At 61.9% G+C, this 24,375-nt stretch carries 21 protein-coding genes; 6 read left to right on the top strand and 15 right to left on the bottom strand.

Annotated features, from left to right (window positions below; all coding sequences use genetic code 11):
- Nucleotides 1-14 precede the first annotated feature (14 nt).
- The 4 genes from fliI to fliF form a co-directional block, all read right to left on the bottom strand.
- Nucleotides 15-1,403 (bottom strand): flagellar protein export ATPase FliI, encoded by a 1,389-nt coding sequence (gene fliI, locus DFO48_RS21740; protein ID WP_003077942.1) that lies wholly within the window; start codon nucleotides 1,401-1,403, stop codon nucleotides 15-17.
- On the bottom strand, nucleotides 1,400-2,227 hold the full coding sequence (locus DFO48_RS21735) for a FliH/SctL family protein (protein WP_114864737.1): 828 nt from the start codon (nucleotides 2,225-2,227) through the stop codon (nucleotides 1,400-1,402). The genes fliI and DFO48_RS21735 overlap by 4 nt, the downstream gene beginning before the upstream one ends.
- On the bottom strand, nucleotides 2,220-3,215 hold the full coding sequence (gene fliG / locus DFO48_RS21730) for a flagellar motor switch protein FliG (protein ID WP_003059149.1): 996 nt from the start codon (nucleotides 3,213-3,215) through the stop codon (nucleotides 2,220-2,222). Before fliG ends, DFO48_RS21735 begins: the two co-directional genes overlap by 8 nt.
- A gap of 135 nt (nucleotides 3,216-3,350) precedes the next feature.
- Nucleotides 3,351-5,057: a flagellar basal-body MS-ring/collar protein FliF gene (fliF, locus tag DFO48_RS21725; protein ID WP_003077946.1), complete on the bottom strand. Its 1,707-nt coding sequence runs from the start codon at nucleotides 5,055-5,057 to the stop codon at nucleotides 3,351-3,353.
- 173 nt (nucleotides 5,058-5,230) lie between these two features.
- On the opposite strand from fliF, the gene fliE reads away from it, so the two are divergent.
- Nucleotides 5,231-5,539: a flagellar hook-basal body complex protein FliE gene (gene fliE, locus DFO48_RS21720; RefSeq protein WP_114864736.1), complete on the top strand. Its 309-nt coding sequence runs from the start codon at nucleotides 5,231-5,233 to the stop codon at nucleotides 5,537-5,539.
- A 187-nt stretch (nucleotides 5,540-5,726) separates the two neighbouring features.
- Here the strand turns inward: fliE and DFO48_RS21715 are convergent, their stop codons facing one another.
- The 4 genes from DFO48_RS21715 to motA all read right to left on the bottom strand — a co-directional run bounded on the left by DFO48_RS21715 (nucleotide 5,727) and on the right by motA (nucleotide 8,770).
- Nucleotides 5,727-6,344 carry a protein phosphatase CheZ gene (locus tag DFO48_RS21715; protein WP_114864735.1) on the bottom strand — a complete coding sequence of 206 codons (618 nt, stop codon included), beginning with the start codon at nucleotides 6,342-6,344 and terminating at the stop codon, nucleotides 5,727-5,729.
- 3 nt (nucleotides 6,345-6,347) lie between these two features.
- Complete coding sequence (gene cheY, locus DFO48_RS21710) at nucleotides 6,348-6,734, bottom strand: chemotaxis response regulator CheY (protein ID WP_003059161.1); 387 nt, start codon at nucleotides 6,732-6,734, stop codon at nucleotides 6,348-6,350.
- Nucleotides 6,735-6,799: 65 nt separating this feature from the next.
- Nucleotides 6,800-7,867, bottom strand: coding sequence for a flagellar motor protein MotB (gene motB / locus DFO48_RS21705; RefSeq protein ID WP_003077950.1), 1,068 nt, complete (start codon nucleotides 7,865-7,867; stop codon nucleotides 6,800-6,802).
- Between the two features lie 42 nt (nucleotides 7,868-7,909).
- Nucleotides 7,910-8,770 carry a flagellar motor stator protein MotA gene (motA, locus tag DFO48_RS21700; RefSeq protein WP_003059167.1) on the bottom strand — a complete coding sequence of 287 codons (861 nt, stop codon included), beginning with the start codon at nucleotides 8,768-8,770 and terminating at the stop codon, nucleotides 7,910-7,912.
- A 382-nt stretch (nucleotides 8,771-9,152) separates the two neighbouring features.
- Here motA and DFO48_RS21695 point away from each other — a divergent pair, with 382 nt between their 5' ends.
- The 5 genes from DFO48_RS21695 (at nucleotide 9,153) to DFO48_RS21675 (ending at nucleotide 14,912) form a co-directional block, all read left to right on the top strand.
- On the top strand, nucleotides 9,153-10,637 hold the full coding sequence (locus DFO48_RS21695; protein WP_114864734.1) for a flagellin: 1,485 nt from the start codon (nucleotides 9,153-9,155) through the stop codon (nucleotides 10,635-10,637).
- Between the two features lie 294 nt (nucleotides 10,638-10,931).
- Nucleotides 10,932-12,530, top strand: coding sequence for a flagellin (locus tag DFO48_RS21690; protein ID WP_114864733.1), 1,599 nt, complete (start codon nucleotides 10,932-10,934; stop codon nucleotides 12,528-12,530).
- 156 nt (nucleotides 12,531-12,686) lie between these two features.
- The gene (gene fliD / locus DFO48_RS21685; protein WP_114864732.1) at nucleotides 12,687-14,102 is read left to right on the top strand and encodes a flagellar filament capping protein FliD; all 1,416 of its coding nucleotides are present in this window, start codon (nucleotides 12,687-12,689) and stop codon (nucleotides 14,100-14,102) included.
- A 93-nt stretch (nucleotides 14,103-14,195) separates the two neighbouring features.
- Nucleotides 14,196-14,609 (top strand): flagellar export chaperone FliS, encoded by a 414-nt coding sequence (fliS, locus tag DFO48_RS21680; RefSeq protein WP_114864731.1) that lies wholly within the window; start codon nucleotides 14,196-14,198, stop codon nucleotides 14,607-14,609.
- Between the two features lie 3 nt (nucleotides 14,610-14,612).
- The gene (locus DFO48_RS21675) at nucleotides 14,613-14,912 is read left to right on the top strand and encodes a flagellar protein FliT (protein WP_003059178.1); all 300 of its coding nucleotides are present in this window, start codon (nucleotides 14,613-14,615) and stop codon (nucleotides 14,910-14,912) included.
- A gap of 253 nt (nucleotides 14,913-15,165) precedes the next feature.
- Here DFO48_RS21675 and DFO48_RS21670 read toward each other — a convergent pair whose 3' ends face one another.
- From DFO48_RS21670 to flgL, 7 genes are all read right to left on the bottom strand, one after another.
- Nucleotides 15,166-15,885: an RNA polymerase sigma factor FliA gene (locus tag DFO48_RS21670; protein ID WP_114864730.1), complete on the bottom strand. Its 720-nt coding sequence runs from the start codon at nucleotides 15,883-15,885 to the stop codon at nucleotides 15,166-15,168.
- Between the two features lie 5 nt (nucleotides 15,886-15,890).
- A complete protein-coding gene (locus DFO48_RS21665) occupies nucleotides 15,891-16,748 on the bottom strand; it encodes a hypothetical protein (protein WP_114864729.1) in 858 nt (285 codons plus the stop codon).
- Entirely contained in the window at nucleotides 16,741-18,354 is a 1,614-nt protein-coding gene (gene flhF, locus DFO48_RS21660) for a flagellar biosynthesis protein FlhF (protein ID WP_114864728.1), read from the bottom strand. The genes DFO48_RS21665 and flhF overlap by 8 nt, the downstream gene beginning before the upstream one ends.
- Nucleotides 18,351-20,453 carry a flagellar biosynthesis protein FlhA gene (flhA, locus tag DFO48_RS21655; protein WP_114864727.1) on the bottom strand — a complete coding sequence of 701 codons (2,103 nt, stop codon included), beginning with the start codon at nucleotides 20,451-20,453 and terminating at the stop codon, nucleotides 18,351-18,353. Before flhA ends, flhF begins: the two co-directional genes overlap by 4 nt.
- Nucleotides 20,453-21,634, bottom strand: coding sequence for a flagellar biosynthesis protein FlhB (locus DFO48_RS21650; protein WP_114864726.1), 1,182 nt, complete (start codon nucleotides 21,632-21,634; stop codon nucleotides 20,453-20,455). Before DFO48_RS21650 ends, flhA begins: the two co-directional genes overlap by 1 nt.
- Nucleotides 21,635-21,818: 184 nt before the next feature.
- Nucleotides 21,819-23,087 (bottom strand): HDOD domain-containing protein, encoded by a 1,269-nt coding sequence (locus tag DFO48_RS21645; protein ID WP_233506485.1) that lies wholly within the window; start codon nucleotides 23,085-23,087, stop codon nucleotides 21,819-21,821.
- A gap of 55 nt (nucleotides 23,088-23,142) precedes the next feature.
- Entirely contained in the window at nucleotides 23,143-24,357 is a 1,215-nt protein-coding gene (gene flgL / locus DFO48_RS21640; RefSeq protein ID WP_114864724.1) for a flagellar hook-associated protein FlgL, read from the bottom strand.
- Nucleotides 24,358-24,375: the final 18 nt, after the last annotated feature.

Raw genomic sequence — 24,375 nt, 5'->3', positions numbered from 1 at the left:
TAACCCGTTGATGCTCAGCCCTGCTGCATGGCTTGTGCCATGCCGGCAAGGCTTTGCTCCATGCTGGAGCTTTCAAACATGCTTTGCTGCAGAAACCCGGTCATGGCGGGCTGCAGCGCAATCGCCTCGTCCAGTTGCGGATCGGATCCCGGCACATAGGCGCCGACCTGCACCAGATCACGCCCCTTCTGGTAGCGCGAATAGACGGCGCGAAAGCGGCGTGCCAACTCGAAATGCTCGCGCGAAACCACGTTGTGCATGACGCGCGAAGCCGACTGTTCGATATCGATGGCCGGGTAATGTCCGGTCTCGGCCAGGGCCCGCGAGAGCACGACGTGACCGTCGAGAATGGCGCGGGCCGCATCGGCAATCGGGTCCTGCTGATCGTCACCTTCGGACAGAACGGTGTAGAAGGCCGTGATCGAGCCCACGCCATGCAGACCGTTGCCGCTGCGCTCCACCAGCGCGGGCAGTTTGGCAAAGCACGATGGCGGATAGCCCTTGGTGGCCGGCGGCTCGCCGATGGCCAGGGCGATTTCGCGCTGGGCCATGGCGTAGCGGGTCAAGGAATCCATGAGCAGCAACACATGCTTGCCCTTGTCGCGGAAATGCTCGGCAATCGCCGTGGCGTAGCTGGCGCCCTGCATGCGCAGCAGCGGCGGCGCATCAGCGGGCGCGGCCACCACCACCGCACGACTGCGGTCCTGGGCACCCAGGATGTCCTCAACGAACTCCTTGACCTCGCGGCCACGCTCGCCGATCAGGCCCACCACGATCACATCGGCCTGGGTGTAGCGCGCCATCATGCCCAGCAGCACGGACTTGCCCACACCCGAGCCGGCAAACAGACCCAGACGCTGGCCGCGACCCACGGTCAGCAGCGCGTTCAGCGCCTTGACACCGGTATCCAGCGACTCGCGCACGGGGTCCCGGTCCATGGCGTTGATGGGGTTGCGATCCAGCACCTCGGGCACCACGCTGCCCAGCTCGCCCGCATGGTCCAGCGGAATGCCTTGCGAATCCACCACCCGCCCCAGCAAGCCATCCCCCATGGGCAGACGCAGCACACCCACGGTCTGGCTGACTTTCTCGGTCTCCACCACGCCCAGCTGGGGCACGGGAACAAAGGGGGCTGCCGGCGTCACCATGGCACCGCTGGACAGACCCTGAATATCGCCCGCAGGCATCAGAAAGGCGCGCTCGCCGGCAAATCCGACCACCTCGGCCAGCACAGGCTCCTGCCCGTGCTGATGAATATGGCATTGCGCCCCCACTGGCACACGCAGCCCCGAAGCCTCCAGCACCATGCCGGTCAGCCGGGTCAGACGGCCCTGGCATTCCAGCGGCACAGGCTCGGCATAGCGTGCGCGCGCCTGGCTCATGAACTGCTGCCAGGGGTTCATGCCTTGTCTCCGTCATACCAGGTGGAGACCAGGCCCAGAGCCGCCACGGCACGACGCCAGCGCTTGCCCAGGCCGCCGTCGATCTCGGCACCACCCGACTCCACCTTGACATCGCCAGGGGCAATCGAGGCATCGCCCAGCCACTGGATACGGCTGTGCGCACCATGCTCGGCGCGCAGGGCTTCGTCGAGCAGTTCAAAGTCGGCTGGATTCAGACGCACGGTCACCGGGCGGCTCTCGTCGACCAGCATGTCCAGCGCTTCGCGAATTACGGGCAGCAAGGCCTGGGGCTGGCTGCGCAGCTCCTGGCGCACCACCTGACGTGCGATGTCGCAGGCCAGATTCAGCAGCTCCTGGGCCATGTCCGACTGCAGCTGCTTGAAGTTGTCTTCCAGGCCCCGCAACACGCCGTCGACACGTTGAGCACTCTCGCGGCCCGCGCCGTTGATATGGTCGTCCAGGTACTGCTGCCATTGCTGCTGCGTCTGGGTGCGGCCTTCGGCCAGGCCTTGTGCATGGCCCTCGGCGCGTGCCTGCTCCAGCATCTGCTGCAGCTGCTCTTCGTCGAAAGCCGGCTCGGCTGGCTCCACCGGCTCCACCGCCTGCACTTCTGGCTGCGCCTGCGGCTGATGGGCAATAGAGGGGGAAAAACCGTTGAAATGCTCTACCCCCGCCGGTATGAAGGCCGCTTGCTGTGCGGGCGCGAAGACGCCGCGATCCTGCGCATCCATCGCACCGAAGCGCCATTGCACCACGGTGCTGTCGTCGATCTCTTCCTGCGGGATAAAGCGCGAGTGCGAGCGCGGAGGCTGGCCCTTAGACATAGCTGTCCTCCGGGCCAGAGCCGATGGTTACCTGGCCTTCCTCGACCAGACGACGCACGACCTTGAGGATTTCCTTCTGCTGGGCTTCCACTTCGGACAGACGCATGGGGCCGCGGCCTTCCAGGTCCTCGCGCAGCGACTCGGCCGCACGCATGGACATATTGGCCAGAATCTTGTCGCGCACCTCCATGGAGCCGCCCTTGAGCGCCACGATCAGCGTCTCGGACACCACCTCGCGCAGCACCAGCTGCACAGAGCGGTCGTCGAGCTTGACCAGATCGTCGAAGACGAACATCTTGTCCATGATCTTCTGTGCCAGCTCGGGGTCGTAGTTGCGGATGGTATCGAGCACCGCCACATCGGCATTGCCGCCCATCTGATTGAGCATTTCGGCTGCGGTCTTGACGCCGCCCAGCGAGGTCTTGCGCACCTTGTCGCCCCCCGCCAGCACCTTGAACAGCACTTCGTTCAAGTCCTTGAGTGCCGTGGGCTGGATGCCTTCCAGCGTGGCCACGCGCAGCATGACCTCGCTGCGTGCGCGGTCGGGGAACTGCATCAGCACGGCAGCGGCCTGCTCATACTCCAGGTGCACCAGAATCGCGGCCACGATCTGCGGATGCTCGCCGCGCAGCAGCTCGGCCACCGACAGCGGATCCATCCACTTCAGGCTTTCGATGCCCGAGATATCGCCGCCCTGCATGATGCGGTCGATCAGCAGCGCCGCCTTGTCATCGCCCAGCGCACGCTTGAGCACCGAGCGGACATAGTCGCTGGCATCGTCGACCAGCAGACTCTGCGACGCAGCATCACTGGTGAAGCGGTCGATCACGAAATCCACCTTTTCCCGCGTCACGCCACGCATGCGGGCAATCGTCTCGCCCAGCTTCTGCACTTCCTTGGGCGTGAGGTGCTTGAACACCTCGGCCGCCTCTTCCTCACCAAGGGAGACCAGCAAGATGGCAGCGTCGTTCAGACCTCTATCGTCCATATTCAAAACTCTCTACTAGTTATTCAACCGTCCCATGCCAGGGATGCCGAGCAAGGGCCGCCCCCGCAGCGAGGGCATCGTCCCCCTCCCAAAGAGAGAGGGGGAAGGCGCAACGCGCCTCAGGGGGTGACTTCGTCACCCTTCACCGTTAATCCATGTCTTCACGATGTTCGCCACCGCGATCGGGTTCTGCTTGGCCAGATGACGGGCCTGATCCAGTCGCTCCTGCTCCTTGGTCGGCGACAGCTCCTTCGCAGGTGCAGGCAGAGCAGGTCTATCCAGCGCCTCGGCTTCAATGGCATTGAGCTGAGCGCCGGGGCCGGTATTGCGTCCCTTGAGCAAGGGGCGCACCAGGCCTAGCAGCACCAGGGCACCAAACAGAGCCAGCGCAATCGGCACACCCAGGCTCTTGGCCATGGCCTGAATTTCGGGGTCCTTCCACATCGGCAGCTCGGCCGGTGCCGCGCCGCTGTCCATGAAGGGAGCGCTGACCAGATTCACCGAGTCGCCTCGGTCGGCGCTATAGCCCACGGTTTCACGCACCAGCGTGAGCAGTTGCTCCTGCTGCTGGGCCGTCAGGGGACGCAAGCCAGAGCTGACAGCGGCTGCCGCAGCCGCTGTCGCGGCATCGGTACCTGCCGCAGCGGCCAGCGGTGCATTGACCACCACCGCAGCCGTCAGGCGCTTGACGGTGCCGGTGCTGCCGCGTGTGACCTTGACAGTCTTGTCCACTTCGTAATTGGTGATGGACTCGCGCTTGTTGCCCTGGCCGTTGCCCTGGCCTGCACCAGCGGCCTGCGGCGCAGGATTGGCACCGTTGATGGGTGCGGTGGAGTTCTGCGGTGGCTGGTTGCTGGTCGCGCCAGGCACACCGGTGGGTGGAGTGGCCGTCTTCTCGCCATTGGTTTCCATCACCTGCTGGCTGCGCACGGCCCCGCCGTCGGTGGACTGATTGGGACGATGCTGCTCGGAAGTCGATTCGGTCTGGCTGAAATCCAGCTCGGCCGAAACCTGAGCCTTCACATTGTTCTTGCCGACCACGGGCTCCAGAATGTCCAGAATGCGGCGCACATATTGCTGCTCCACCTGCTGGGTATAGAGGAACTGCTGCATGTCCACGCCGCCTGCGTTGCCGTCAGGTGACTGCGACAGCAGCTTGCCGGTGTCGTCCACCACGCTGACGGCCGAAGGCTCCATCTCGGGCACGCTGGAAGCCACCAGATGCACGATGCCCGCGATCTGCGCACGGTCCAGCATGCGACCCGGATGCAGGCTCAGCAGCACGGAAGCCGAAGGCTTTTGCTGCTCGCGAAAAAATCCGTTCTGATTGGGCAGGGCCAGATGCACGCGGGCACTCTGCACGGCATTGAGCGCGAGGATGGAGCGGGTCAGCTCGCCTTCCAGGCCGCGTTGGAAATTGAGGCGTTCCTGAAACTGGGTGATGCCGAACTTGCTGTTCTCCATCAGCTCGAAGCCCGTCACCGAGCCCTTGGGCAGGCCTTGCGTGGCCAGCTTCAGGCGTACATCGTGCACACGGTCTGCGGGGATGAGAATGGCGCCGCCACCCTCGCTGTACTTGTAGGGCACGTTCATCTGCGTCAGCTGCGCCACGATGGCACCGCCATCCTTATCGCTGACGTTGGAAAACAGAAGCTTGTAATCAGGCTGGCGATAGAACACCGCCGCCGCCACCAGGCCTACAGCGACCAGGGCCGCCAGCGCGCCCCAGCGAAGACGTTGGCCACGGTCGAGCGCATTCCAGCGCTGCGCAAGCGCAGGGCGGGGCGCATACGTGGCACCGGGCACGGCATTGGGGACAGGTACTTCAGCTACAGCAGACATCTTGATTCCATGGTGTCAGACCCCACACGAGGTCTAGCGTCCAGTGGATTATTCGGACTCGGGCCGGTGGCGTTCCCCCGATAAGCAAGCCGATTCACCCACTTATTGCCCGTCTGCGATCAAGCGAAAAACCTACGATCACCTCCAACTCACCAAGCCAGTTGGATAAATATATGGACCTGAAGATCCCAGCAATCAACCCCGCCCAGCTGGGCAACCAGCTCACCAAGGTCGGCAGCGCCGGCACTGCGCCCGCGGCCGGCGGCTTCGGTCAGGCTTTGCAAAATGCACTGCAATCGGTGAGCGCCGCTCAAAACCATTCCGGCCAGCTGCAGCGCGAAGTGCAGCTGGAAAACCCTGCCGTCAGCCTTGAGCAGACCATGGTGGCCATGCAAAAATCGCAGATCGGCTTTCAGGCCACGCTGCATGTGCGCAACCGCCTGGTGCAGGCCTACTCCGATGTAATGAATATGCAGGTGTGATCGGCGCAACGCCGCACACCGCTCAAAAGGCAGATTGCCCTCCAAGGCTTGCCCGCATGTTGTGATGACATGCGGGCTTTTTGCGCTCCGCCTTCCTGGCAGCGTCCAATAAAAAAGCCCGATCCATTCAAAGATCGGGCTTTTCGGGCTCAAACGCTTATCTGCAAAGCGCAATCAGCTATATTTTTTAAAAGCCAAGACTGGCCAGCAGATCATCAACCTGGGACTGCGAAGTCACCACGTCGGTGGTGTTTTCGGGATCCACCACCGGGCCGGCCAGCTTGGGTTGCACAGCTTCCACGGGCGCCAGGGCCGGCATCTGGGCAGTATCCGGCGAAGTCTGGATCAGCAGCTGCAGCAGTTGCGACTCCAGATCAGCCGCCAACGCCACCACACGCGCAATCACCTGACCGGTGAGGTCATGGAAGTCCTGCGCCATCATGATCTCGGTCAGATGGCTATTGGTCTGCTCCGTACCCTCTTCCACCTCCTGCAGATAGTTCATCACGCGCCCCTTGGCCACCGCAGCCACAGGATCCTTGATGAGTTCTGCACGCATGGCACGGGTACGCTCGGCCAGCGCATCCTGGCGGTTCTGCGTCACCTCAACCTGGCCCAGCACCTTGTTGGCCGCTTCGCCCGTCAAGCGGGCGATATAGGACAGACGGCTTTGCGCATCGGGAAGCTCCCCTGCACTGCCACGCAAACGATCCGCATAGCCCAGCTCATTGAGCGAGTTATGCAACTGGCGTGTGAGTACGCCAATCTTGTAGTGGACGTTGGCGGAAGCCTGGTCGCTGCTCATGGCTCAGAGATCGAGTTTCTTGATGATGAGATTGACCTTCTCTTCCAGCGTGGCCTTGGTGAAGGGCTTGACGATATAGCCGGCCGCGCCGCCCTGGGCGGCTGCCACGATATCTTCCTTGCGGGCTTCGGCAGTCACCATCAGCACGGGCAGATGCTTGAGCTTTTCATCCTGCTTGATCTCGGTGAGCAGCTGAAAGCCGTTCATGTTCGGCATGTTGATGTCGGTCACCACAAAGTCGAACTTGCTAGCACGCAGCTTGGTGATGGCAACCACACCATCTTCGGCTTCATCGGCATCGGCAAAGCCACTCTCCTTGAGCAGATTGCGCACGATGCGGCGCATGGTGGAGAAGTCGTCAACAATCAAAAATCGCAGGGCATTAGCCACGAGAGGCCCTTTCGGTCGGAATAGGTGCGTGGGAACAAGTTTTCAGCCGTGATGGTAACAATTTGTCAACCTCCCGGCATTGGACGTGCATTGTCAGGCTTTTCGACAGTCTCCGTGGCAACTTCAGGGTTTGTTACAACAAACTCTTCCTTGGCATCCAGAGACTGCTTGTCGGCAGCGCTGGGGACTGCGCGCCGGGCCTTGGGTTGATTGATCGTGCTGGCAGCCTCCTCGGCACTGGTCACCTGCTCCGTGCTGCGCTCCTTGTCATTGCCCAGCACACGGCGCTCGGCCTCCTTGGTCAGCACGGTAATCGTGATGCGGCGATTCTGCGCCGCGCGCGGCTCCTCGGGCAGCAGCAGGTCGCTGCTTGACATGCCCACTACACGCGCCAGCTTGTCCAGAGGCATGCCGGCTGCCACCAGCTCGCGGCGCGAAGCATTGGCGCGGTCGGCCGACAATTCCCAGTTGCTATAGCCGCGATCGGCATTGCCGTAGGGTGCAGCATCGGTGTGGCCTGAGAGACTGATGCGATTTTCCGCATTGCCCATGGCCGCACCGATCTCGCGCAGAATGTCGCGCATATAGGGCTTGACCACGGCACTGCCGCTATCGAACATGGGGCGGTTCTGGTCGTCGACGATCTGAATCATCAGGCCGTCATGCGTGATCTCCGTGCGAATCTGCGAGCGATACTCGTTCAGACGCGCATTGTTGGCAATCATGCTGTCTACCTTGGCCTTGAGCGCATGCAGACGCTGTGCATCGCGTGCGGACTCTTCGGCCCGGCCCATGGCCTGGCTGGAGCGACGGTTGGCATTGTCTTCGGACTCGGAGCGGCGCACCTGGCCGTGCACCTTGGACAGGTCGTTGCCGCCACCCGGCACGATGCTGGAGCTGTTGCCCGCACCGCTGCCGCCCGACATGGCCACCTTCAGCGGCGAATTGAAATACGCGGCAATCCCCTGCAGCTCGCCCTGAGCGGTCGAGCCCAGCAGCCACATCAGCAGGAAGAAGGCCATCATCGCCGTCACAAAGTCGGCATAGGCAATCTTCCAGGCACCACCATGGTGGGCATGGGCGGTCTTCTTGACGCGCTTGATGATGATGGGCTGCAGCTTCTTGTCAGCCATGGAAGCGCTCCATTACTACATCCTGGCGAGAGCGGGCACTCATCACTTCTTACCCTTGACGTGCGACTCCAACTCCAGAAAGCCTGGGCGCTCGGTGGAGAACAGTACCTTGCGGCCGAACTCAATGGCCGTGCCCGGGTTGTAGCCCTGCATGCTGGCCAGCAGCGTCGCCTTGATGCACTCGAACTCCTTGGCCGCATCCTGGGCACGCTGCTCCAGCAACGCAGCCATGGGCTCCACCAGCGCATAGGCCAGCAAAATCCCGAGGAAGGTACCCACCAGCGCCGAGGCGATCATGCCGCCCAGTACCGCAGGGGGCTGCCCCACGAAAGCCATGGTGTTCACCACACCCAGCACGGCCGCAATAATGCCGAAGGCAGGCAAGGCGCCCGCCAGACGATTCAGAGCCATCACCGGCGCATGGGCCTCGGCATGATGGGCTTCGATTTCGCTGTCCATCAGCGCCTCGATCTCATGCGAGTTGAGATTGCCCGAGACCATCATGCGCAGATAGTCGGTCAGGAACTCGACGACATGGTGGTCGGCCATCAGCTGCGGATAGTTCTGAAACACCGTCGATGACTGCGGATCTTCCACATCGGACTCGATCGACATCAGGCCTTCCTTGCGCGCCTTCTGCAGCAGCTCGTACAGAAGCGCCATCACTTCCATATAACGAGCCTTGTTATAGCGCGAGGGCTTGAGCGCCGAGGGAATCGCCTTGGCCGTAGCCTTGAGCACCTTGGGCTGGTTGCTGACGATAAAAGCGCCCAGGGCGCCACCGCCAATGGTCACCATCTCGAACGGCAGCGCCTTGACAAGAACGCCCACGCTGCCGCCGTGCAGCACGTACATGCCGAAGATGCAGCCGAAGGCGACGATATAACCGATGAGAACAAGCATGGTGCCGATTGTGAAGTTGCAGAAGCCCCGCCATAGGCGCAAAAAGCTGGGCGTTTGGAAGCTAGATCGGCAGCTAGCCGTCGTTATGTAGGGTAAATCCGAGCCAAGCACCGACTTGAAGGCTGCGGCGACATACAAACAAGGCAGAGCTCCCGCATCCGTTACATCCCGAAAAATATTTGCAGAACTCTCTAAAGTTTTGGCGAGATGGCTCCGATAACAGCTTCAACAGGGAAACAAAGCCCTGTCACCAGCGAGCCACAGCAGCAAATATCAAGGAACTGCAGGCTGGGGTGCTGGATTGGGCTGCCGCCGCCGCCCACCCTGAATATTTCAGGTCACTGTGGCGGCGACGTTTTGATCGCATCAAGGAGTTCGCATCATGGCAATGACCATCAACACCAATATCCAGTCGCTCAACGCACAGCGCAACCTGAGCGCTTCGCAATCTTCGCTGTCGACCTCCATGCAGCGTCTGTCTTCGGGCCTGCGCATCAACAGCGCCAAGGACGATGCAGCCGGCCTGGCAATTGCCGAACGCATGAGCGCCCAGGTTCGCGGCCTGAACCAGGCACAGCGCAATGCCAATGACGGCGTCTCGCTGGCCCAGACGGCTGAAGGCGCACTGAGCACCATCGGCGGCAACCTGCAGCGTATTCGTGAACTGGCCGTGCAATCGCGCAATGCCACCAACTCCACCGAAGACCGCGCTGCTCTGCAAAAGGAAGTGGACCAGCTCAAGAGCGAAATCGACCGCGTTGCCACCGATACCTCGTTCAACGGCACCAAGCTGCTGGATGGCTCCTTCACATCACAGGCTTTCCAGGTTGGCGCCAATCAAGGCCAGCGTATCAATATCGATAGCATCCAGAACTCCAAGATCGATCAACTGGGTACCTGGAACAGCGCAGACAAGCCTGCAGCTGCCTTCGGCACCGCTGCGCTAGGCGGCACCGCCACCCCTGGTGCAGGTGCGTTCACCGTGACGGCTCCTGCAGATGCTGCCGCGGCCCAAGCTGCATTTGCAGACTTCAAGGTCAGCGTGGGCGGTGTTGAGATCAATGTCACCGGACTGGCTGCCGATGGTGCCGCCACACGTACTGTGGCACAGGCTCAAGATCAGCTGGCTGCAAACATTGCCACTGCTGTCAATGCCGCCGGTATTTCCGGCCTGACTGCGACTGCTCCTGCAGCCGGCAACGGTGCAGTGACCCTGGCCAATGCATCCGGCAATCAATATGCTCTGTCTGTTGCAGGCTTGGCAGCCACCACAACCAACGTGACGGCTGGCACCAAGCATGCTGCACTGACTACCGAGCTGAGCATCAACGGTAAAGCCATTGCCGTCGGTGCTGCCTACACCGACGCAGAGCGCTCCAACCAGCTCGTTGCAGCCATCAACAAGACCTTCTCCGACGGCTCGGTCAAGGCTTCCAATGTGAACGGCTCTGTCGTTCTGCGCTCCGACAAAGATATCGTCGTGGACGCTGCTCCCGCAACTGGCACCGGCTTGACTGCAGGCACGACCAAGGTCACCGCCGGCACCGCCCAGACAGGCTTCAAGGATATCTCTGTTGCCACCGCTGAAGGTGCGGATGACACCATCCTGGCCATGGACGCCGCTCTCAAGGCCGTGAACTCCGCACGTGCCGACCTGGGTGCCATTCAGAACCGCTTTGAATCCGTGGTCTCCAACCTGAGCGTGAACAGCGAAAATCTGTCGGCCTCCAAGTCCCGCATCACCGATGCAGACTTTGCTGCAGAAACCGCCAACCTGAGCCGCTCGCAGATTCTGCAGCAAGCCGGTACCGCCATGGTGGCCCAGGCCAACCAGCTGCCCCAGGGCGTGCTGTCCCTGCTGCGTTAATTGCATCAAGCAGCTGCGCCAGCCATGCGCCGGTGCAGTCAACGCCTTACCAGGCCTCCTTCGGGAGGCCTTTTTGCTGTCCTGCTGCATCCTATATGTAACCGCCAATTGTAAAAATGGCAGGACTTTAGGCCTCTTATCGGTCTTATGTCCTGCATGGCTTGCTCCAACAATCCTCGTACCCGGAATACCAGACTTCGTCCGCGTTTCCGGTCACGTGGGCCAGCGCCGTCGCTGGTCGTGAAAACGGCTAGTACGTCGCCGGTTTACTGGCTTGAAACAGGAGCACACGCCATGGCAGCCATCATCAATACCAATATCCAGTCGCTCAATGCGCAACGCAATCTGAGCTCGTCCCAAAGCCAGCTGGCTACCTCCATGCAGCGCCTGTCCTCGGGCTTGCGCATCAATAGTGCCAAGGATGATGCAGCCGGTCTGGCCATTTCCGAGCGCATGACCACCCAGGTGCGCGGCCTCACGGTTGCCATGCGCAATGCCAATGACGGCATTTCCCTGGCGCAGACCGCCGAAGGTGCCTTGGGCTCCTTGGGCAGCAATCTGCAACGCATTCGCGAACTGGCCGTTCAGGCGCGCAATGCCACCAACTCGGCGGAAGACCGTGCTGCCCTGGACGTGGAAGTGCAGCAGCTCAAAGCCGAAGTGACCCGAGTCGCCCAGCAAACCAGCTTCAACGGCACCAATCTGCTCGATGGCTCATTTACCAATATGGCCTTTCAAGTCGGCGCCAATCAAGGTCAGACCATCGATATTTCCTCGATTGTGAATGCCAATGTGGATGCATTGGGCACCTGGGACAGCGTGGCAGTTCCCTCGAAGCTGACCGGATCGAGCATCTCCGGCAGCGCAACGGCAGTGACGGTTCCTTCAAAAACCAGCTGGAGCCTGAGCGAGCCCGCCACTGACGGCTCCTACGGCGCCTTCACGCTCACCATCAATGGCGGCACCGCTGTCAACGTGCCAGCCGTCGCCGCCGTCGGGGCGCCTCCAGCATCGGCAGCTGAAATAGCTACCGCCAAAGATACTTTGGCGACCAGCATTCAGACGGCACTGAACACAGCCGCTCCCAATGGTCTGGGCGCCAACGCGGTATCCGTGAGTGTGGTGAATGGCAAGATCGAGATCGTCAACAACACAACCACCAGTGCCGTGGTTGCGCCATCTGCCGGCTCTGCCCTGGGCAACGCAACATTGAGCGTCAATGCCGCAAAGAACGTGACTTCCGGCGGCATGCCTGCCGCAAGCGTGCAAATCAATGGCGTGACATTGAGCCTGCCCGCACAGGAAAGCGCAAGCAACCGCATCAACGACCTCGTGAGCCAGATCAATTCAGCCAGCACCACCCCCAAGGTGCAGGCATCGATCGTGAATGGCGCGCTGTCTCTGACCTCCTCCGCTGGTGACGTAGCGATTGGTCTTCCCAATCCCCAAACCACTCCTGCCACGGATGCCGCCGCCATCGCAGCAGCAACCGGCCTGTCGGTTGGCACTACCAACGAGTCCAGTCCTCAGCATATTGGCGGGACACGCGGATTCGCGGGCGCAGAGTCGGGAAAGAATGGCTTTTCCGACCTCAATGTGCTGGATGCGGAATACGCAGATAACGCCATCCTGGCAATGGACGCAGCCTTGAAGGCGGTCAATGGCGCACGAGCCACGCTGGGCGCCGTGCAAAGCCGTTTTGAAACCACCGTCGAGAACCTGAGCGTCAACTCGGAAAATCTCTCTGCATCTCGCAGCCGCATCATGGATGCCGACTTTGCCGCAGAAACCGCCAATCTGAGCCGGACACAGATTCTGCAGCAGGCCGGCACAGCCATGGTTGCACAGGCCAATCAGCTGCCACAGCAAGTGCTCAAGCTGCTGCAAGGCTGATACCGGCACTTGATATTTCGTACTCAAGTTCTGTTTCGGCCTGCCGAAACACAATGCGTAGTACTGTCCATAAAGACGGCGCGAGAAGCGCCGTTTGTTCAATGACGCAGGCCAGGCGTGCCAAACGCCCTCCGTCCTGCGCAGAGGGAGTTTTGTATGGGTATCAGCTCAGTCGGTATTGGCAGCGGCCTGGAAGTAGAAACCATTGTTTCGAAATTGGTGGCACTTGAATCAAAGCCCATTGCGGCGCTGCAGACCAAGGCCACTGGCATCAATACCCAGATCTCGGCCTTTAGCCAGCTCAAGTCGCAAATCTCCAATCTGCAGGATCAGCTGGACAAGCTGACCAAGCCTGCCACCTGGCTTGGCAATACGCTGACCTCTTCCAACTCTGCCCAAGTGACAGGCACGGCAACCTCCAGCGCCGTGCAAGCCACTTATGACGTGGAAGTGTCGCAGATGGCTGCAGGCCAGACCATTGGCTCCGGCCTGGTGGCAAGCGGCACCACTCTGGGGCCTGGCAAGCTGACCATTTCCATGGGGACCTATGGTGCCAATGGACTGACACCCAATACCAAGGACGGCAAGAATGTGAGCTTCAGCGTGGACATCACTGCAGAAGATGACTCCCTGGCCAAGATTGCAGCCAAGATCAATGCTGCCAAGGGCGATGTCAGCGCCACCGTCCTCAAGGACCACACGGGCGAACGCCTGGTGCTGCAATCCAAGACCACAGGCGTGAACTCCGCCTTCTCGGTGGAGGCCGAAGGCGCAGGGCTGCAGCAATTTGCCTACAACGGCACCGACGCAACCATGAAGCGCTCCGTCAAGGCGCAGGACACTCTGGCCAAGATCAACGGCATCGACATGGCCTCGCACACCAATGTGTTTGAAGAGGTCGCTGCGGGTGTGACGTTGACAGTAGCGCAGAAATCGGCGGCAGATGCCGCCCCTGTGCGCATCACCATTGCCAATGACACGGCGACGGCCAAGACAGCGCTGAAAAATCTGGTGGAGTCCTATAACGCACTCAGCAACGCCCTGAAAACCATGACCGCCTATGACAAGGACAGCAAGACGGCTGGGACCTTGCAAGGCGATTCAACTGCCATCAACCTCCAGTCTGCAATGCGTCGTGTGCTCTCAGGTCCCGGGGGAGAAGGTGGCGCGTTCACCAGCCTGTCGCAGATGGGAATTGCCTTTCAGACAGACGGCACCCTCAAGATTGACGACACCAAGCTGGACAAGGCCCTCAAGGACCCGGACAGCATGTCCAAGTTCTTCACCGCTGATGTTGCCGATGCCAACCAGGACGGCCTGGCCGTGCGCATGAAGGACTTCACAAGCGGTCTGCTGGCCACTGGCGGCACCTTCTCGACCAAGGACGAGACGCTCAAAAATGCCTTGAAGCGCAATACGGCCGATCAGGAGCGCCAGACCGCACGTGTGACAGCCTATGAAGCGCGCGTGCGCGCCCAGTATTCGCGTCTGGATACGCAGATGGCCAGCCTGAAAGCCTTGGATAACTATGTCGCCCAACAAGTAGCCACATGGAACAAGTCCAGCAGCTAAGCCATTGAAGCCTGCAGAAAGGACTTAATTGCCCCCTGAGTCGGCCGATAAGAAGAACAGTAATTTGAGAAACTGCAACAAAGGAGTTTTGTGATGTTTTCCCCAGCCAATGCGCGCGCAATGTCGGCTTACCGTCAGGTGGGTGTGCAATCCATGGTGGACAGCGCATCGCCTCAGCAGTTGATCAAGATGCTGTTTGATGGTCTGCTTGCCTCCATCAACGCGGCACGCGGCGCGATCGAGCGCGGCGATATCAGTGAGAAAGTGCGCCATATCGGCAAGGCGGTGCGCATTCTGCAGGAGGGCCTTCTGGGCGCGCTGGACCGCGAAAAAGGGGGCGAGCTGGCCGGCAACCTGGCCTCGCTCTATGAGTACTGCACCACCCAATTGACCTTGGCCAATGCCCGCAACGATGCACGCATGGTCGATGAAGTCGCAGGCCTTGTGAGCACGGTGGCACAGGGCTGGAATGAAATAACCAATGCACCAGCACCCGCTGCTGCCTAAAAAATGGAGCACACATTGATCGACTTCTACCGCGCCATAGAGGAGAGCAGTGCCAAGATGCTGCAGGCCGCCCAGGCCAAGGACTGGGATGGTGTTGCGCGCTATGAGGGCACTTGTGCCGTGCTGATCGAGCAGCTGCGCTTTCGCTCGCGCGATGAAAAGCTGGCGCCCGAACTGCGCAAGGAAAAGGCGCGGATCATGCAGCGCATCTTGCGCAACGATGCCCAGATTCGCGTGCTTGCCGAGCCCTGGCTTGCAAGTTTCGAGCACATGTTCGACGGTCAGCCGCATGTGATGCACTGATTGCAAAACCACTCAACAAAAAGCCCTGCTGCAGCGATGCAACAGGGCTTTTTGCTTGCAGCGACGACAGGTGATCGATCAGAACGTCCATGAACCCAATGCCGCAGAACGCCACGAGCTATCGATAGTGAAGCACCAGAACGCGGCCAGGCTGCGTCACAAAAGCAAAGCCGCCGCGTGGGCAGATGCAATCTGCCAGCGCGGCGGCGTCTGTTGTGGTGAACGGCCCGCTCCTTGCGAGCCGTTTCAGTGATCAATGCGAGCGCATCTTGGTGCGCAGGCGGGCGATGGCCTGGCTGTGCAGCTGGCAGACCCGCGATTCGGTCACGCCAAGCACGGCGGCGATTTCCTTGAGGTTCATATCGTGCTCGTAGTACATGCCCATCACGTATTGCTCACGCTCCGGCAAGGCCTTGATGGCCTCTACCAACGCGGAGCGCATGCGATGGTCGCGCAGCAGGGCAAAGGGGTCGGCGCCCGAGTCGGCCACATGCCGCTCCAGATAGTCGTCGCCATCGTCGCCGTCAGCGCCGCCGATGTCCTCGAGATAGACCAGCTGCGTGCCGCGTACCTTGCCCAGCAGTGACTGATAGTCGTCGAGAGCCATGCCCAGTTCGGCCGCGATTTCCGACTCCAGCGGGGGCCGGCCCAGACGCTGCTCCAGGCGATTGAGCGCCTGCTCGATTTCCTTCTGGCTTTTGCGCGAGCTACGGCTCATCCAGTCGCCTTCGCGCAGTTCGTCCAGCATGGCGCCACGAATGCGCTGGCTGGCGAAAGTGTCGAATTGCACGCCTTGCTCGCTCTCGAAGCGCGACAGCGCTTCGGCCAGACCGATCATGCCGACCTGGATCAAATCATCCAGCTCGACGTTTGGTGGCAGTTTGGCGATCATGTGCAAGGCAATCCGACGCACAAGCGGCACATGCTGACGAATCAGCGCGTCGCGGTCGAGTTGGCCTTTGGCGGTGTACATGGCAGTCAATGGCTCCAGACAAGAGATTCAGGTGCGGCAGCCGCCGTGGGCTGGGCATGCATGGGCAGGATGCAGGCCGTCTTGAGCATGTGCAGCGTGAGCTGATGCAGATCGCCGGCCTGGCGCCAGCGCAGGCGCATGAGCACTGGGGCATCGCCCAGGTGGCGCTGCGAACACTGTAGCAGTGCATTCAGACGCTGCAGGCGTGTCTGAGCGTTTTGCTTGGCTGTCTGCGAGCTGCTCTGCTTGCGGCTCCAGTCGTATTTCTGTGGGCCGTCTGCTGTCAGCGGCGCTTCCAGCGCGGCAATCGTGCATTCCACGCCGGCAAACACGGCCAGATGCTTGAGCTGACGGTAGCTTTCGAGCAGATGCTCGGAGTCGGGCGGCACTACCAGCAGCGGCTGCAGGCCCTGGCCTTGCAGCAGCGGCGTCAAGGTTTCGCTACTCGCATAGATGATCACGGTAGTGTAGCCACGCACATAGGCTTGCAGGGCCGTCAGCACGTCAAGCCCCATCTCGTCGGCCGAGGCCTTGAGCTGCTTGAGGCCCATCCGCGCCGGCAGGCTGGCTACCGACTGGGCATCACCGACGCTGGTGCGCAGTCCTGCCTGAGCCTGCCAGGCATGCTGCGCCAGCAGTTGGGCAAGACCTGGCGTGTGAAAGGATTCGGCCTGGCTGCCGTCGAGCACCAGCACCTTCTGGCCCAAGCGCTGCAGCTGGGCGCACAGCGGCCAGAGCACGGCCTGCTCGGCAGCCGCACCTGACGTGCTGTGCAGCACGGCCAGCACGCGCAAGCCGGCGGTGCTGGCATCGCTCATATGCAAAGCCATGCCCTGATGCAGGGGCGAGCGGCGCTCAAGCATGGGCAGCCTCTGCGCCGCTGGCGGACGAAGGGGTAAAGAAGAAGTCCAGATCCAGCGACTGAGGATCGAAGGCCGACTTGGCAGCCGAGCGCATGGAGGCCGAGACCAGCAGCTGCGCATTGGCGCGCTCGAAGTCTTCGGGCACGCGCTGGCCATTGGTCACGCCGCGCAGCTGGATCTGATGGCGAATCAGCGTATCCACCGAGGGGCCGACCTTCACGGCTTCATCGACCTTGGTGAGGATGGCATGTTGCGAGCCGCGCGCCTTGAAGGCCTGCATGACATCGTCCTGCGCATCGCCCTGCGCGGCCGCATTGACAGCCAGCAACTGCTGCACGCCGTCAATGGCCAGCACATCCATGATCTCGTCCTTGCGCGGATCGCGTGGGGCCACGCCGGTGGTGTCGATCAGCACCATCTTCTTGCTTTGCAGCAGGCCCAGCAGGTCCTGCAACGCCGCCTTGTCATGGGCCTGGTGGGCCACCATGCCCAGCATGCGTGCGTAGGTGCGCAGCTGGTCATGACCACCGATGCGGTAGGTATCCAGCGTGATCAGGCCCACGGAGGCGGGACCGTGCTTGGCCGCACACAGCGCCGCCAGCTTGGCCGTGGTCGTTGTCTTGCCCACGCCGGTCGCGCCGACCAGGGCAAACACCCCGCCTTGCTCGTAGATGGCGGGCTGGGTGGCATCGGTGCGCAGATTTCGCTCCAGCACCTGCATCAGCCAGCGCACGGCGTCGCCGGCGGAGAGCGTCTCGGGCAGCTTCTCGATCAGTGCACGCGCAAGAGCGGGCGAGTATCCGGCGCGGATGAGCTTGTGCATCAGACTGGACTGAATCGGGTTCTGACGCGTCTGGCCCAGCCAGGTCAGCGTATTGAAGCGCTCCTCGATCAGATCCTTCATGGACTGCATCTCCTGCATGAAGTTCTGAGGCGCAGCCACGCTGGCGGGCCTGGCGCTTTCCTTGAGCTGAATCTTCTCGGGGCGCAGAGGATTGTGGCGAACCACCGCAGCGCTGGCCGCCTGAGACTTGGCTGCCATGGCGGGGCGCTCATTATTGCGCTCCTGCACGCGCTGGGCAAAAGTGGGCAGCGCTTCGCTGCTGTCCACCGACGACTCATGGCGACGGCGCAGCATGCGTTCACGCACATAGTCCTGGAAAGTCAGCGTGCTCATGGACAGTTGCTCCACATCGTCCTGCACGGAATGCTGGGCGAGTTCATTGATGGCCTTGACCGGCTTGGTCTGAACCTGCATCTCGCGGGCCTGCTCTTCCTTGGCCGTCTGGCGCGCCTGCACATGCTCCAGCGTACTCATGGCTTCACCGCCCGGGCTGCGTCTGGCCGCTGCGGGGGCCAGAGGCGAGTGCCCCTTGCGCAGGCTCATGCCTTCGTCGCTTGCGCGGCGCTCCAGAGCCTTTTGCAGGGGCGAGCCGGTCTGCATGCCGGCATCCATGTCCTGAAGGGTCTCTTCGGCCGTGGCCATGACTTCCACTCCGTCCGGCGTCTGGCGGTTGGAGAGAATCAGGGTGCCGTCGCCAAAAACCATGCGCGCCTTGGCCAGGGCCTCGCGGGCGGTCGGGGCGTAAAAGCGTTTGATATTCATGCGGTTGCACCTTTAAGAATCGGGCCGATGCGGATGGTGTGCGTCTCGGGAATCTCGCTGTGCGCGAGCACCTGCAGACGCGGCGCCACACGGCGCAGCAGCTTGGCAAGAGAGTTGCGGATCGCGTCCGGCACCAGCAGGCAGGCGGGCAGGCCCAGCTCTTCCTGTTGGTTGGCCACATCGACCGCTTTTTGTGTGAGGATTTCAGCCACGCCGGGGTCCAGCGATGGCGCATTGGGGTTCGACAGTGCCTGCACCAGCAGACGCTCCAGGCCGGGCTCGATGGCAATCACATTGAGCTCGCGGGTCGGACCGTAGATCTGCTGCACGATGGCAGGCGACAGCGCAATGCGCACGCGACGCGCCAGCTCCACCGGGTCGGTCGTCTGCGTGGCGTTTTCGGCCAGCGTCTCGATGATGGTGCGAATATCACGAATGTGCACAGAGTCCTCCAGCAGCAGCTGGAGCACTTTCTGGAACGTTGTGATGGGCACCATTTTCGGGATGACTTCTTCGATGAGTTTGGGGGCCAGCTTGGCCACATGGTCAACGAGCTGCTGCGTCTCGGTACGAGACAACAGCTTGGCCGCGTGCACTTGCATCAAGTGTGACAAATGCGTCGCCATCACGGTTTCCGAATCAACGACGGTAAAACCGGCCATTTGTGCCGCTTCCTTTTGCCGCTCGTCGATCCAGTGCGCGGGCAGACCAAAGGCCGGATCGGTCGTGGCCGTACCGATCAGCGGCGTGGTGATGCCGCCGGGGTTGATGGCCAGGAACATGCCGGGGAAGGCTTCGCCCTCGCCCACCATGACGCCACGCAGCGTCATGCGATAGGCGCTGGGCTTGAGCTCCAGGTTGTCGCGCACATGCACGGCCGGCGGCAGAAAGCCGACCTCCTGCGCAAACTTGCGGCGCACGCCCTTGATGCGCGTCAGCAGGTCGCCCTGGCGGCTCTTGTCCACCAGCGCGATCAGGCGGTAGCCCAACTCCAGGCCCAGCAGGTCCACGGGCTGCAGATCGTCCCAGGTCGCTTCGCCATCATTTTGCGCAGCCTGCTGCTGGGGCACCGGGGCACTGCTTTGGGCGGCCAAGCGGGCTTTTTCCCTCTTGTCCAGCACCCAGGCACCCCAGCCCAGCAAGGCGCCCATGCTGATGAACACCAGATGCGGCATGCCGGGAATCAGACCCAGCAGAATCATCACGCCCGCCGTGATGCCCAGCACCTTGGGCGACATGAACAGCTGCTGCACGATCTGGCGGCCCATGTCGGAATCCTTGCCAACACGCGATATCACCATGGCCGAGGCCACCGAGATCAGCAGACCGGGAATCTGCGCCACCAGCGCATCGCCCACGGCCAGCAGAATGTAGCTGTCGGCCGCCTGACCCGCGGACAGGCCGTGCTGGGCCATGCCGATGATCAGGCCGCCGATGACGTTGATCACCAGAATCAAAATGCCGGCAATCGCGTCGCCACGCACAAACTTGCTGGCACCGTCCATGGAGCCGAAGAAATTGGCTTCCTCGCCCACTTCGGCGCGGCGTCGCTTGGCTTCCTTCTCGTCGATCAGGCCGGCGTTCAGGTCGGCGTCCACGGCCATCTGCTTGCCGGGCATCGCGTCCAGCGTGAAACGGGCCGAGACTTCGGCAATGCGCTCGGCACCCTTGGTAATCACCACGAAGTTGATGACCACCAGAATGCTGAACACGATCAGGCCCACGGCAAAGTTGCCGCCGATCAGGAAGTGGCCGAAGGCCTCGATCACTGCGCCCGCGGCGCCGGGACCGGTGTGGCCCTCCATCAGCACCACACGCGTCGATGCCACGTTGAGCGACAGACGCATCAACGTGGTCAGCAGCAGCACCGAAGGGAAGGCCGCGAAATCCAGCGGCTTGATCATGTAGGCCGCCACCATCATCACCATCAGAGCCACGGCAATGTTGAGGGTGAAGAAGGTGTCCAGCAGCCAGGGCGGCACAGGCAACACCATCAGCCCCAGAATGGCCACCACCAGAATGGGAGCAGTCATCCCTTGCAGGGCACCGGCATTGGAGCCAGACCACTTCTGGAACAGTTGCAGAGGATTCGACGACATCACAGATTACCTTCTTGCTGCGCAGCAGCATCGACCGCCGCAGGCTGGGTGCGGCCACGGTGCGGATCCAGCTCCACGGGCACGGGGGGCTCTCCCAGGGCATCGGGCATGGGCCCCTGGCCGCTCAGTGCAGCCTTGAGACGATAGACATAGGCCAGCACCTGGGCCACAGCGGTGTAGAGCGCGGCAGGAATGGCCTGATCCAGATCGGCATGCGCATAGAGCGCACGCGCCAGCATGGGCGACTCCAGCACCGGTATCTGGTGCGCGCCCGCGATTTCGCGAATCTTGAGCGCCACCAGATCCGTGCCCTTGGCAATGACCTGGGGAGCGGCCATGGAGGCGTCGTCATAGCGCAGCGCCACGGCATAGTGGGTGGGATTGGTGACTACAAAGTCGGCTTTCGGCACGGCCGAGACGCTGGCCCGGTCGGCAATCTCGCGCTGTTTCTGGCGGATCTTGCCCTTGAGCTGCGGATTGCCTTCGGACTCCTTGTGCTCCTGCTTGATTTCTTCATGACTCATCTTGAGCCGTGACTTGAAGAGAAAGTCCTGCAGCGGCACGTCGATCAGGGCCACCAGCAGCACCACGATCAGCAGCAAGGTGATGCCCGTGGTCAGCCAGGAGCCGACCATGGCAAGCGCCATGGGCGATGGCTGGGCCGAAACCGACGCAATCTCGGCAATATTGGCGCTCATGTACTTCCAGGCCACAAAGCCCAGCACGGTGGTCATGAACACCATCTTGACCACCGTGGTCAGCTGCTGCTTGGAAAACAGATTCTTGAGACCCGACAAAGGGTTGAGCTTGCCAAAGCGCGGCTGAATGGGCTTGAAGCTGAAAATCCAGCCACCGGCAGCCACGCCGGACAGCACCGAGGCCGTGGTGGTCACCAGGGCAAAGATCACGGCAATGCCCAGACCCAGCAACAGCATGGACTGAAAGCGCTCCAGCATCAGCGCCGGAGTCTTGGCTGCCGCCGCGTTGAACACCAGTTGCCGGGCCATGGCCTCGCGCAGATGGTTGATCATCGGCTGCGAGCCCATCAGCATCAGCAATGCGCCCGTACCCAGAATGGCCAGATGCGACAGATCGCGCGAGCGCGCACCCTGGCCGTCTTCACGCGTCTTCTGCAGCTTGCGTTCGGTGGCGGGCAGGTTTTTGTCTTGGGATTCGGACATGGCGCACGGACGGATTGGATATCCCAATTGTCCGAATCCGGCGCCCTGGCAATGCGCGGATAAGCGGCAGCCAAGCCCTGCTTATGCACGACTCGGCCTCACGGCACATTCAGCAATTTGATAGCTGCCTGCGCTTTCCTGTCAGGCGATGGAGCCTTTTCTTAGCGAATTTTCACCGAGGCACTCAGCTCTGAGCTTGCGGCATGCCCAGCTTGAGTTCGCTGAGCATGCGCAGCAGCATCCGGTTGAGGTCTTCGGCCTCCCACTCCTCCTGCTCGCGCAGTTGCCGGATAGGCGCCGGGTCACGGCTCTCCAGAGCCTGGCTCATCTGCAGCACGGCCGCATAAGGACCGGAGCGCGTGACGATGGCATCGAAAATGCGCTCGTTCAGCGGCGTGCGTCGCAAGATGGTGGCCACCGGCTCATGCAGCAGCAAATCCAGCTGCGAGAACAGGCTGCACAAGTACATCTCGCGCTGCAGGTCCAGGCTCACCCCGGCCTCGATCAACTGCTCGGCCAGTCTGGCGCGCAGCACGACCTGCGTGCGCAGAGGCACCAGGTCCTGTTCGGTACAGGCGTGGGGCAGTTGGTCGGCCAGCCAGCGCTCCAGCGTACCCAGCCCCAGCATCACCAGCCCGCGGCGCAGCGAGTCCACGCCGCGACGCAGGCCCAGTGCGGCCGAGTTGGTATAGAGCAAAAAGCGATAGGCCAGCACCGGGTCCGAGCCCAGGATCTCCTCCATCACATCCAGGGACTGCTCCTTGTCGATGGCTTTCATGAGCCTGAAAAGCGCATCGCGCGAGGGCTGGGGCTGCTGCAGCCGAAAGGCCTGCATGGTGTCTGCAACGGGCCAGCCGGCCACGGCCGCCGCTTCATGCTCGTCGAGACAGGAGCGCGCCAGCTCCAGGCTCTGCAGGCTCTGGTACATCTGGCCGTCCAGCAGATTCAGGGGCTGAGTGGCGAAAAAGCCCGAGGCACTCTCCTTGTCCGCATCTTTTGCCGGCTGGCCGGAGCGCACGGCATTGGGCAATCCAGCGGCACCTTCCGGCGGCAGGCTCAGCAGGCTGCTGGCAAAGCAGCGCGCAGCATCTGCATCTGGCACATCGGCCAGCGATCCTCCCCAGACCAGCATCAGCCCGCGTGCCTTGGCCTTCTGCACCAGTTCGTAGATACCTTCATCCTGCTGCAGCCAGTCGCCGCGCACCTCTATCCAGGGACTGCCCTGAGGTGCATGTTCGAGAAGATTGCACAGAACCTGGCGGGACTGCGGCGATATCAAGAGCGGCGGGGCCTGACGACTCCAGATCTCATCCACCGTGCGCAGAAAATGCGCCATGTCGGCACAGGAGCCCGAGTCCTCGTGGACATAGAGCTGAATCCCTGCCAGGCGTCGCGTACGTCCCCAAAGCGGCCGATAACCAAGAGTCAAGGAACTGAGGGCAGACTGCGTCATGGAGGATTTGGACAGGTAAACAACGAGATGTCAGGACAGGCAAGGCCCGCGTAAATCAGCCGATGTAGTTGAACAGCGAGAGCTTCTGCATCTGTGCATAGGACTGCAGGGCGGCCTGCAAGCCCACCTTCTGCGTCTCCACTTGCGACAGCGCCGTGATCATATCGATATCTTCGGCACGCGAACGCGCTCCTTCCTGTGTCAGTGCCTGATCCTTCATGTCGGACTCCAGGCCGTCTGCACGTTTGAGCTGGTCGCCAGCATAGCTGCGCATGGCCTGTACCCGATTCATGCCCGAATCCAGTTCGCTCAAGGCGCGCCCCAGACCCTGCTGCAATGCGGTCGATCCTCCCGTGCCGCCCTTGACCGTGGCAATGGCCTGATCCAGCACGCTGAAAATATCGGTGCGTGTGCTTGGAGACATGGTGAAGGTGTCGCCGTCGGCCGGAGTCCCCTTGATGCTGATCTGCTGACCGCCGACGGTAATCGCCTGCCCTTCCTTGTAGGGCGTGGACGGAACCACGGGATTGGTCGCCGTGGCCGAGCTGGAGTTGATCTCGTAGCTGACCTCACCGGTAGTCGGATCCTTGGTGAATACCAGGGTGTAGCTATCGCCTGTGACCTTGCTCGGGTCGGTGACCGATCCCGCATCCGCCCAGGCCTTGCCGGAATTGGAGGCAGCCCCGTTCACCACAAACACCCCGTTGCCGGTAGGCACGTTCAGCCAGGCCGCATGACCATCCAGAGAGATGGGCAGGCCGTTGTCACTGCCGGTGTTCTGCCCGGGGTTGAGCTGGCTGCTCGAGCCCGGGGGCGTGCTTAGCAGCGGTGTATCGGGACTGCCCAGCCCGCGAAAGATCGGCAAGCCGTTGGAGTCCTTGGCATTGGCATAACCGAGAACCTGGTCACGCAGGCTCTGCAGCTGCTGGACCAGGGCGTCGCGCGCAACCGAGTCATACGAACCGTTACCAGCACCCAGCAGCAGATCCCGAAAATCCTGCAACGCGCCATAGGCCTTGCCCAGCTCGGACTCCCCCTGAGCGATCACATCGCGCTGGGCACCGAGCACGCGCTGGTCATTTTCGGAACGGGTGATGCGCGTGCGCGCACGCTCGGCCTGGGCTGCGGCCACAGGATCGTCGCTGGCGCGCAGCACGCGCTTGCCCGCCGTGGTCTTCTCCATCAGGTCCACCAGGCTGCTCTGACGCGAGCCCAGGTTGTTGATGGTGCTGTCATACATATTGGCCGTGCCAATGCGGTTGATGCTCATGCTTGTTCTCCGGCTGTA

It is taken from the genome of Comamonas sp. AG1104 (assembly GCF_003350425.1).
GTDB lineage: Bacteria > Pseudomonadota > Gammaproteobacteria > Burkholderiales > Burkholderiaceae_C > Comamonas > Comamonas testosteroni.
This window is presented reverse-complemented; position numbering and strand designations above follow the sequence as displayed.

What these genes read in the sequence shown, in the direction of transcription:
- DFO48_RS21715 (WP_114864735.1), bottom strand. Translation starts at nt 6,344, where the DNA reads ATGAGCAGCGACCAGGCTTCCGCCAACGTCCACTACAAGATTGGCGTA.
- motA (WP_003059167.1), bottom strand. Translation starts at nt 8,770, where the DNA reads ATGCTTGTTCTCATCGGTTATATCGTCGCCTTCGGCTGCATCTTCGGC.
- motB (WP_003077950.1), bottom strand. Translation starts at nt 7,867, where the DNA reads ATGGCTGACAAGAAGCTGCAGCCCATCATCATCAAGCGCGTCAAGAAG.
- fliS (WP_114864731.1), top strand. Translation starts at nt 14,196, where the DNA reads ATGTTTTCCCCAGCCAATGCGCGCGCAATGTCGGCTTACCGTCAGGTG.
- DFO48_RS21735 (WP_114864737.1), bottom strand. Translation starts at nt 2,227, where the DNA reads ATGTCTAAGGGCCAGCCTCCGCGCTCGCACTCGCGCTTTATCCCGCAG.
- flgL (WP_114864724.1), bottom strand. Translation starts at nt 24,357, where the DNA reads ATGAGCATCAACCGCATTGGCACGGCCAATATGTATGACAGCACCATC.
- fliI (WP_003077942.1), bottom strand. Translation starts at nt 1,403, where the DNA reads ATGAACCCCTGGCAGCAGTTCATGAGCCAGGCGCGCGCACGCTATGCC.
- fliE (WP_114864736.1), top strand. Translation starts at nt 5,231, where the DNA reads ATGGACCTGAAGATCCCAGCAATCAACCCCGCCCAGCTGGGCAACCAG.
- DFO48_RS21650 (WP_114864726.1), bottom strand. Translation starts at nt 21,634, where the DNA reads ATGTCCGAATCCCAAGACAAAAACCTGCCCGCCACCGAACGCAAGCTG.
- DFO48_RS21675 (WP_003059178.1), top strand. Translation starts at nt 14,613, where the DNA reads ATGGAGCACACATTGATCGACTTCTACCGCGCCATAGAGGAGAGCAGT.
- fliF (WP_003077946.1), bottom strand. Translation starts at nt 5,057, where the DNA reads ATGTCTGCTGTAGCTGAAGTACCTGTCCCCAATGCCGTGCCCGGTGCC.
- fliG (WP_003059149.1), bottom strand. Translation starts at nt 3,215, where the DNA reads ATGGACGATAGAGGTCTGAACGACGCTGCCATCTTGCTGGTCTCCCTT.
- DFO48_RS21670 (WP_114864730.1), bottom strand. Translation starts at nt 15,885, where the DNA reads ATGTACACCGCCAAAGGCCAACTCGACCGCGACGCGCTGATTCGTCAG.
- flhF (WP_114864728.1), bottom strand. Translation starts at nt 18,354, where the DNA reads ATGAATATCAAACGCTTTTACGCCCCGACCGCCCGCGAGGCCCTGGCC.
- DFO48_RS21690 (WP_114864733.1), top strand. Translation starts at nt 10,932, where the DNA reads ATGGCAGCCATCATCAATACCAATATCCAGTCGCTCAATGCGCAACGC.
- DFO48_RS21665 (WP_114864729.1), bottom strand. Translation starts at nt 16,748, where the DNA reads ATGCTTGAGCGCCGCTCGCCCCTGCATCAGGGCATGGCTTTGCATATG.
- fliD (WP_114864732.1), top strand. Translation starts at nt 12,687, where the DNA reads ATGGGTATCAGCTCAGTCGGTATTGGCAGCGGCCTGGAAGTAGAAACC.
- DFO48_RS21645 (WP_233506485.1), bottom strand. Translation starts at nt 23,087, where the DNA reads ATGACGCAGTCTGCCCTCAGTTCCTTGACTCTTGGTTATCGGCCGCTT.
- flhA (WP_114864727.1), bottom strand. Translation starts at nt 20,453, where the DNA reads ATGTCGTCGAATCCTCTGCAACTGTTCCAGAAGTGGTCTGGCTCCAAT.
- DFO48_RS21695 (WP_114864734.1), top strand. Translation starts at nt 9,153, where the DNA reads ATGGCAATGACCATCAACACCAATATCCAGTCGCTCAACGCACAGCGC.